The organism is Planomonospora algeriensis (genome assembly GCF_977012225.1).
The window spans coordinates 1-8,580 of record NZ_CDRNDK010000283.1 but is presented as its reverse complement, the minus strand read 5'-3'; the positions used below and the strand labels follow the sequence as shown (position 1 = coordinate 8,580).

At 73.0% G+C, this 8,580-nt stretch carries 8 protein-coding genes; 2 read left to right on the top strand and 6 right to left on the bottom strand.

What is annotated here, in order from left to right:
• Positions 1-551 (bottom strand): TetR/AcrR family transcriptional regulator (locus tag ACWJ6R_RS24525; protein ID WP_449064491.1); only part of this gene is annotated, 551 nt, incomplete at its 3' end.
• Positions 552-716: 165 nt separating this feature from the next.
• On the opposite strand from ACWJ6R_RS24525, the gene ACWJ6R_RS24520 reads away from it, so the two are divergent.
• Positions 717-1,538 (top strand): acyl-CoA thioesterase, encoded by an 822-nt coding sequence (locus ACWJ6R_RS24520; RefSeq protein WP_449064490.1) that lies wholly within the window; start codon positions 717-719, stop codon positions 1,536-1,538.
• 73 nt (positions 1,539-1,611) lie between these two features.
• Here ACWJ6R_RS24520 and ACWJ6R_RS24515 read toward each other — a convergent pair whose 3' ends face one another.
• The 5 genes from ACWJ6R_RS24515 to ACWJ6R_RS24495 all read right to left on the bottom strand — a co-directional run bounded on the left by ACWJ6R_RS24515 (position 1,612) and on the right by ACWJ6R_RS24495 (position 7,990).
• Complete coding sequence (locus ACWJ6R_RS24515) at positions 1,612-3,198, bottom strand: acyl-CoA synthetase (RefSeq protein WP_449064489.1); 1,587 nt, start codon at positions 3,196-3,198, stop codon at positions 1,612-1,614.
• A gap of 51 nt (positions 3,199-3,249) precedes the next feature.
• Positions 3,250-4,401, bottom strand: a complete 1,152-nt coding sequence (locus ACWJ6R_RS24510) for a thiolase domain-containing protein (protein ID WP_449064488.1) — start codon at positions 4,399-4,401, stop codon at positions 3,250-3,252.
• Between the two features lie 61 nt (positions 4,402-4,462).
• Positions 4,463-5,494 (bottom strand): lipid-transfer protein, encoded by a 1,032-nt coding sequence (locus ACWJ6R_RS24505; RefSeq protein WP_449064487.1) that lies wholly within the window; start codon positions 5,492-5,494, stop codon positions 4,463-4,465.
• A gap of 11 nt (positions 5,495-5,505) precedes the next feature.
• Positions 5,506-6,456 carry a Zn-ribbon domain-containing OB-fold protein gene (locus tag ACWJ6R_RS24500; protein WP_449064486.1) on the bottom strand — a complete coding sequence of 317 codons (951 nt, stop codon included), beginning with the start codon at positions 6,454-6,456 and terminating at the stop codon, positions 5,506-5,508.
• On the bottom strand, positions 6,440-7,990 hold the full coding sequence (locus ACWJ6R_RS24495) for an acyl-CoA synthetase (protein ID WP_449064485.1): 1,551 nt from the start codon (positions 7,988-7,990) through the stop codon (positions 6,440-6,442). The genes ACWJ6R_RS24500 and ACWJ6R_RS24495 overlap by 17 nt, the downstream gene beginning before the upstream one ends.
• 380 nt (positions 7,991-8,370) lie before the next feature.
• Between ACWJ6R_RS24495 and ACWJ6R_RS24490 the strand changes: the two genes are divergently transcribed.
• A partial coding sequence (locus ACWJ6R_RS24490; protein ID WP_449064484.1) for a hypothetical protein occupies positions 8,371-8,580 on the top strand: 210 nt, incomplete at its 3' end.

Genomic DNA, 8,580 nt, shown 5'->3' with positions numbered 1-8,580 from the left:
GCGCCGGGCGCCCGGCGCCGACCACCGCCCGGCACAGCGCGCCCCAGCTCGCCGACCACGGCGTCGAGGGGGGCGGGGGTCCGCTGCGCCTGGGCGAGGACGAGCGCGCCCTCCAGCGCGCCGACGACGAGCACCGCCACGGACCGCGCCCGCTCCCGGTCGGCTCCGTCCGCGACGAGCCTGGCGGCGAGCAGATCGCACCAGTGCTCGAACGCCGCCCCCGCCACGTCGCGGGCGGCCCGTTCGGTGCCCAGCGCCGCCGCGACGATCGGACAGCCGACGGCGTAGTCGCCGGCCTCGAGACCGCGGCGCCACAGCTCGGCCAGCTCGTGCAGGGCGCCCGGCGTGTCCTCCGCCTCCAGCACCCGGGCCACCCCGGCGCTCAGCTGGTCGGCGGCGCTGCGGGTCGCCTCCTCGACGAGCTGGGACTTGCCCTGCGGAAAGTGGTGGTAGACCGAGCCGCGCGGCGCGCCGCTGTCGGCCAGCACGTCCGCGAACGAGGTGGCGGCGACGCCGCGCCGGCGGATCAGCCCGATCGCGCTGCGGATCATCGCCGCCCGGGGCCCGGCCGGTCCTGTCGTCTCGCCATGCGACCTGCTTTCCCATCGCTGCCGATTCCTATGTAAGTTGTCATACATATATCCGGTGTGCGCCGGAACATCCATCCCGCGGATCATCCATCCCACGGAACACCCATCCCGCTCCGAGGAGACAGCGTGACCGAGATCGACGCCCCGCCGCATCCCTTCACCGCGGCCGTCGCCCTCACCCCCGTGGCCGACGGCCGCCTGCGGGGCCGGACCCGGCCGGAGTACGCGAACATGGTTGGTCCCTTCGGCGGCGTCACCGCCGCCGCCCTCGTGCGGGCCGTCCAGCAGCACCCCGACCGCCTCGGTGACCCGCTCTCCCTCACCGTCAACTACGCGGGCCCCGTCGCCGACGGCGATTTCGACATCGCCGCGCGGCCCGTGCGCACCAACCGGACCAACCAGCACTGGGTGATCGAGCTGACCCAGGACGGCGTCGTCACGACCACTGCCACCGCGGTCTTCGGCCTCCGCCGGGACACCTGGTCGGACACCGAGCTCGCCATGCCGTCCGTGCCGCCGCCGGACGCCGTCCCCGTGCACGGGTTCCCGGACTTCATCGCCTGGACCCGCAACTACGAGATGCGGTTCGTCACCGGCGCCGTGCCGGAGCAGGACGCCGGTGAACACCCGGACTCGACCTCGACCCTGTGGGTGCGCGACGCCCCGGCCCGCCCCCTCGACTTCCCGGCGCTGACGGCGATGTGCGACGTGTTCTATCCCCGGGTGTTCCTCCGGCAGGGCCGGTACATGGCGGCCGGCACCGTCTCCCTCACCGTGTACTTCCACGCCGACGCCGCGGAGCTCGAGGCCTGCGGCGAGGACCACGTCCTGGGCACCGCGCGCACCCACCGCTTCTCCCGCGGGTACTTCGACCAGACCGCCCACCTGTGGAGCCGCGCCGGCACCCTGCTGGCCACCGGCCACCAGTCGGTCTACTTCAAGGACTGAGGATCCGCGCCGCCGGGCCGTCGCCCGGCGGCGTGATCAGGCGCCCCTCATCGGGGAACCCGCACCGGGAGGTCTACGCCGAGGCGGCCGCGGCGGTCTCGCGGGCCCAGCGGTAGTCGGCCTTGCCCGCCGGGGAGCGGACCATCTCGTCGACGAAGGCGAAGATCCGGGGGACCTTGTAGCCGGAGAGCCTCGTCCGGCAGTGCGCGTCGAGCTCCTCGGCCGTCGGGGCCGCGCCGGGGCGGGGCTCGACCACGGCGGCGACCCTGCTCCCCCAGCGCTCGTCCGGCACCCCGGTGACGACCGCGTCGAAGACCGCGGGGTGGCCCTTGAGCACCGCCTCGACCTCCTCCGGGAAGACCTTCTCCCCGCCGGTGTTGATGCAGCCCGAGCCGCGGCCGAGGAACGCGACCGTGCCGTCCGCCTCCACCGTGGCCAGGTCCCCGGTGAGCAGCCAGCGCACCCCCGCCGCGTCGGTGACGAAGGTACGGCGGGTCTTCTCCTCGTCCCCGTGGTAGCCCAGCGGGATGCGGCCGCTCCTGGCGACCGTGCCGACCTCTCCGGAGCCGGGTTTCACCGGTTCCAGGGACGCGTCGAGCACGGTCAGCCCGACGGTGGCGTTCGGCTGGAAGCGCAGTCCGGTCTCCGGAGAGGAGCCGGGGACCGCCGAGGCGGTGTAGCCGGACTCGGTGGAGCCGAAACTGTCCACGATCATCACGTGCGGGAGCAGCCGCTGGAGCCGGTCGCGGACCGCCCCGGTCAGGATCGCCCCGGTGGAGCTGATCACACCCAGCGGCGACAGGTCGTAGGAGCCCGCGGCGAGCTCCTCGGCGAGCGGCCGGGCCATCGCGTCGCCGGTGACGCTGAGCGTGAAGACCTGCTCCCGCTCGATCGCGCGCAGCACCGCGGCGGGGTCGAACCGGCGGACGTAGACCATGGTGCCGCCCATCCACCAGGTGATGAAGGTGGCCATCTGGGCCGCGCCGTGCATCAGCGGCGCCGCCGCCAGCATGACCAGCGGCCCGGAGCCGCGCGCCTGCTCCACCACGGCCTGCGGGCTGCGCAGCGGGTCACCGTACGGGTTCCCGCCGCCGAAGGCGAAGAACAGGTCCTCGGTCCGCCACAGCACGCCCTTGGGCATGCCGGTCGTGCCGCCGGTGTAGACGATGTAGCGGTCGTCCCCGGACCGGGCGGGGAAACCGCGCGTCTCCGGCCGTCCCGCCAGCGCCGTCTCGTACGGCACCGCCCCGGCGACCTTCGACGGGCCGCCCACCGCGACCAGGTGGGCCAGCGTGGGGACCCGCGGCGCGACGGCCGCCACCCGGTCGTCGAACTCCACGTCGAACAACAGCGCCGCCAGCCCGGCGTCCCGGTAGAGGTAGAGCAGCTCCTCCTCGACGTAGCGGTAGTTGACGTTGACCGGCACGGCCCGCAGCTTCAGCGCCGCGAGCATCCCGGCGATGTACTCGACGCCGTTGTAGAGGTGGAGGCCGACGTGCCGCCCGGCCCCGACCCCGTGCGCGGCCAGGTGGTGCGCGAGCCGGTTGGCGTGCGCGTCCAGCTCCGCGTAGGTCAGGCGGCGTCCGTCGCAGGAGACGGCCACGCGCCCCCCGATCGCGTCCGCGAGCCCTTCGAACAGATCTGCGTGGTTGAACTCCATCGGGGGCGCTCCTTCGACCGCTTCCAGGGTCCGGCCCTGCTCTGAGGGCCTCTAGGGCCGGTCTCTGCCGACCATCCACATCGCGAAGAACTGCGCGCCTCCCCCGTAGGCGTGCCCGAGGGCCCGGCGGGCCCCGTCGACCTGGTGCTCGCCCGCCATCCCGCGGACCTGCAGCGCCGCCTCGGCGAACCGGATCAGCCCGGAGGCGCCGATCGGGTTGCTCGACAGCACCCCGCCGGAGGCGTTCCACGGGATGTCGCCGTCCAGGGCGGTGGCCCCCGACTCGGTGAGCTTCCAGCCCTCCCCCTCGGCGGCGAAGCCGAGGTTCTCCAGCCACATCGGCTCGTACCAGGAGAAGGGCACGTACACCTCCGCCACGTCGATCTCCCGGCGCGGGTCGGTGATCCCGGCCTGGCGGTACACGTCGGCGGCGCAGTCCCGGCCCGCCCGCGGGTCCACGGTGTCGCGGCCGGCCCGGAAGATCGGCTCGGAGCGCATGGCCGTGCCCAGGACCCAGGCGGGGGTGCCGGTGACGGCCTTCTCCGAGGCCAGGACCAGGGCGCACGCGCCGTCGCTGGACGGGCAGGTCTCCAGGTAGCGGATCGGCTCCCAGAGCATCGGCGTCGACTCGACCATGGCCCGGTCGATGCCGGGGATCTGAAGGTGGGCGTAGGGGTTCTTCAGCGCGTTGCGCCGGTCCTTGACCGCGACCAGCGTGCCGATGTGGTCGGGCGCCCCGGACCTGCGCATGTACTCGCGGATGTGCGGGGCGAAGTAGCCTCCGGCGCCGACCACCAGCGAGGCGTTGAACGGCGGGTGCGTGGACAGGGCCCAGGTGGCGTTGGACTCCGACTGCTTCTCGAAGGCCACCACCAGCACCCGGTCGTGCACCCCGCCCTGAATGAGGGACGCGCCGACCAGGGCGGTGGAGCCGCCGACCGAGCCCGCCGTGTGCACGCGCATGATCGGCTTCCCGGCCGCGCCGAGCGCGTCGGCGAGGTACGCCTCGGGCATCATCACGCCCTCGAACAGGTCGGGGGCCTTGCCCAGGACGACGGCGTCGATGTCCCGCCAGGTCAGCTCCGCGTCGGCGAGCGCGCGGGCGGCGGCCTCGCGGACCAGCCCGGCGATCGAGACGTCCCGCCTCTTGGTCCGGTACTCGGTCTGCCCCACCCCGATGACTGCGCAGCGGTTACCGCTCATGGTCGCTCACCACTCCTCGCTCACTCCGCTCACCGCGCCGGATCCGCTCCGTCCCCATGGCTCAGCCCTCCAGCACGGCGACGAGGTTGTGCTGCAGGCAGGGGCCGCTCGCGGCGTGACCGAGGGCGCGGTCCGCGGTGCCGCCGATGATCCGCCGGGCCGCCTCGCCGATCCGGATCAGGCCGGTGGCCATGACGGGGTCGGCGGCCAGCGGGCCGCCGCTGGGGTTGACCTCGGTGGCGGCGGAGGAGGTCCCGTCGAGGCCGAGCGCCTCGCGGAGGATGGGTTCTTCGTGGCTGAACCGGACGTGCAGCTCGGCCACGTCGAGCTGAGCCTTGCCGGCCCCCGCCGCGCGTGCGGCTTCGGCGGCGGAGGCCGACCGGGCGAGATCTCTCATTCCCAGGTAATGGGAATCCATGCGGTGGGCGATGCCCGTGATCCAGGCGGGACGCTCGCACACGCTCCGGGCCAGGTCTCCGGCCGCCAGCACCACCGCGGCGGCGCCGTCGGCGGGCGGCGCGACGTCGTACGGCCGCAGCGGCTCGACCTCGAAGGCGTCCCCTTCCGGATCGGGCAGGTCGAGCGCCCAGGGGTTGGCCCGCCCGGCGGCGCGGCTGCGCCGTACGATCTCGTCGAGCTCGGCCCGGTCCACTCCGCGCGCCGAGGCCTGCAGGGCGGCGTAGGAGACATGGTCCAGGCCGAGCGGGGCCAGGTAGTACGGGTCGAGCTGGAGGGTCATGATCTGGCGCAGGTCCCCCTGGGAGGGCTTGCCGAAGCCGTAGACCAGCGCCGAGTCGACGTCGCCGTGCTGGAGCCGGACCCAGGCCTCGTACAGCGCCCAGGCGGCGTCCATCTCCACGTGGCTCTCGGAGATCGGCGGCCAGGCGCCGACCGCGTCGAGCGCGGAGACGAACGAGAACGGCGCGCCCGCGAGATAGTCGCAGCTGCCCGAGCAGGTGAAGCCGAACGTCCGCAGGCCCGAGGTGCGCCGCACCTCCTCGATCACCGGCAGGATCAGCTCCGGCTCGCTCAGTCCCTCGTCGACCGCGCTGTGCCGGGTCTGGGCGAACGCCACGACCGCCACTTCACGCATCAGCGTCCCCCCTACAGCTCGGCGTCGGGTTCGCCGGTGGGGGCGAACCACTTGATGTTCGGCATCGACAGCGGGGCCGGCGCCCACTCCTGTCGCGGGGCCCAGACCGCCCGCACCCGCATGCCCTGCCGCACCTCGTGCGCCGGGACGTCGCCGACCAGCGCGATCAGCGGCACGTCCGCGCCGTCGAGCAGGATGTAGGCCGAGACGAACGGCACCTGGGGGGCGCGGGGGTCGGGCAGGTTGTTGATCGCGAAGGTGGTGACCGTGCCGGTGTCCGGCAGCTCGCGCTCCTCGGTGATCGCGACGCCGCACTCGGGGCAGGACAGGCGGTAGGGCACGTAGACCTTGCCGCAGGAATCGCACCGGCAGCCCAGGAGGACGCCGCGGGCCACGCCCTCCAGGAAGCGGGTCAGCGCCCGGCCGGGCCGCAGCCGGTACTCCGTGCGGACCGGGGAGGTGATCTTCGTGACCTCGGGTGTGAAGCTCTCGATATCGGTGATGTGCCCGGTGCGCTCGGCCCGCCAGCGGGGGCGGACCCGCAGGCCGGGGCGCATGGCGCGGGCGTCGCCGGCGTCCACCGCGTGGACCAGCGCCGTGTCGGCGCCGTCGAGGCGGATCAGCGCCCAGGCGAACGGGCGGGACAGGGGGTGCTCCGGGCGGGGGGCGCCCACCCAGGCCCAGCTCTGCACGGTCCCGGCCGGGCCGACCTCGGCGAACTCCCCGGTGACGTCCTCGCCGGTGGCGGGGTCGTACTCCAGCGGCGGCACCAGGACCCTGCCGTCGGCGGTACGGACCCCGACGATCCGGGCGTCCCGCAGCTCGGTGAGGAAGCGCCCGATCACCGGCCCGGTCGTGCGCGTGTAGCCGCCGGGGAACTCCAGGACGTGCTCGACGACAGGGTCGACGACGGGGTCGCTTGGTGACGTCGCTTCGGACGGCGCCTCAGATGGCACGGTCATGTCCCTCCCAGTAGGGGTCGCGCAGCCGGCGTTTGAGGAGCTTGCCGTTGGGCTCGCGCGGCATCTCCTCGATGAAGTCGACGCTCTTCGGCCACTTCATCCGGGACAGGCGGCCCTCCAGGGAGGAGAGGATCTCCGCGGCGAGCTCTGGGGAGGGCTCCACGCCGGGCGCGGGCTCGATCACGGCCTTGATCTGCTCGCCCCACTCCTCGTCGGGCACGCCGAACACGGCCACGTCGGCGACCTTCGGGTGGACCGTCAGCTCGTTCTCGATCTCGGCCGGGTAGATGTTGGCCCCGCCGGAGATGATCAGATCGGCCTTGCGGTCGCAGAGGAAGAGGAAGCCCTCGTCGTTCAGGTAGCCGATGTCGCCGACGGTGAAGAAGTCGCGCAGCCGGTTGGCCTCGGTCTTGGCCGGGTCGCCCTTGTACTCGAAGGAGGCGCCCATCATCTTCATGTAGACGGTGCCGGGGGCGCCGGTGGGGACCGGCTCCAGGTCCTCGTCCACGATGAGCAGCTCGCTGATCGGCCAGGCGGTGCCGACGGTGCCGGGGTGCTTGCGCCAGCCCTCGGGGGTGGCGATCGTGCCGCCGCCCTCGGTCGCCGCGTAGTACTCGTAGACGCAGTCGCCCCACCATTCGAGCATCGCCCATTTGACGGGGACGGGACAGGGGGCGGCGGCGTGGATCATCCACTTGAGCGAGGACAGGTCGTAGGCCCGCCGGGTCTCCTCGGGCAGCGCGAGCAGGCGCTTGAAGTGGGTGGGGACCAGGTGCGAGTTGGTGACGCGGTACCGCTCGCAGAGCCGGAGCATCTCCTCGGCGTCCCACCGGTCCATGTAGACGAGCGTGTGGCCCATGTGCAGGGCCGTGCCGCCGAACTGGGTGACGGCGGTGTGGTAGCCCGGCGAGGTGACCAGGTGGACGTTCTCCTCGCCCGGGGTGATGCCGAACATCGACAGCAGGAAGGTCATCAGCTCGGCCGAGTCGTCCGGGTCCAGGCCGTTCAGCGGGCGGCGCACGCCCTTGGGCCGGCCCGTGGTGCCGGAGGTGTAGTGCATGGTGGCGCCCGCCGTACGGCCGGCGGGGGCGGTGCCGGGGCGGCCGCCGGTCAGGTCCGCCGCGGGCCTCGCGCCGTCCACCCGGCCGAAGGCGAAGACGCGGTCGGCGGGCAGGCCGGATCCGGCTGCGGCGCGCATGCCCTCGTCGGCGTGGCGCTCGTGCACGAAGAAGGCCTTCGCCTCGCTGTCGTCGAGGATGTAGGCGATCTCGGGGCCGGTGAGGTGCCAGTTGACCGGCGTGTAGTACCAGCCGGCCTGCAGCGCGGCCAGGTAGAGGACCAGGCCGTCGGCCCCGTTGGGGACCAGGCCGCAGATCCCGTCGCCCGGTTCCAGGCCCAGCTCCCGCAGGCCGTGCACGAGGCGGTTCGCCCGGGCCAGCAGGTCTCCCGCGCGGTGTTCGGCGCCGTCCGGGTCCACGGCCGCGATCCAGTCCGGATCCGCCTGCGCCAGTCTCCAGAAGCCGAGCGTGCCCATCGCGGGTTCCCCTCTGGTCGGAAGGCACCCGGGCCGCCGGAGCGGTGCGCGTCCCCGGATCGCGGCACGGCACTGGCGGCGCGGGAGGTCCCGAACAAGAACGTGTTCTTGTTCGCAGGGGCAGACTAACCCGGCCGCGCTCGCCTAACAAGCGTTTGATTTACAACCTGGACCCGGCGATCTCTTTACCTTCCCCTCACCATCGGCACCACCGCCGTCACGCATAGCTCATGAAAGGTAAGAAGAAAGTCAAGTTCATGAATAAATCTGCTTATTTGTCCCTTATGGGAACTTTGCTCGGCCAGTATGGCTAGCGCGAGAGGCGGCGTCCCCGAGCTGGGCTCATGTTGACCACCCGCCGTCTCCGCGATGGGGAGATCATGCGTTTCAACAAGTCCCTGGCAGCCGCCGGTGCCCTCGGCCTCGCCGTACTGACCGCTTCCCCGGCGTTCGCCGACGACCTCGACGGCGTCCCGGCCGGCTCCGCCGTCAGCCTGACCGAGGCGCAGGACGACCTCAGCGCCTCCGCCTCCGAGGGGGTGACCCCCGAGCCGCGCCCGCCGCCGCCCCGGAGGCCGCCGCCCCGGAGG

Excerpts from the sequence above, each read along its gene's own strand:
- ACWJ6R_RS24515 (WP_449064489.1), bottom strand. The coding sequence starts at position 3,198 with ATGGAGTTCAACCACGCAGATCTGTTCGAAGGGCTCGCGGACGCGATC.
- ACWJ6R_RS24510 (WP_449064488.1), bottom strand. The coding sequence starts at position 4,401 with ATGAGCGGTAACCGCTGCGCAGTCATCGGGGTGGGGCAGACCGAGTAC.
- ACWJ6R_RS24505 (WP_449064487.1), bottom strand. The coding sequence starts at position 5,494 with ATGCGTGAAGTGGCGGTCGTGGCGTTCGCCCAGACCCGGCACAGCGCG.
- ACWJ6R_RS24500 (WP_449064486.1), bottom strand. The coding sequence starts at position 6,456 with ATGACCGTGCCATCTGAGGCGCCGTCCGAAGCGACGTCACCAAGCGAC.
- ACWJ6R_RS24495 (WP_449064485.1), bottom strand. The coding sequence starts at position 7,990 with ATGGGCACGCTCGGCTTCTGGAGACTGGCGCAGGCGGATCCGGACTGG.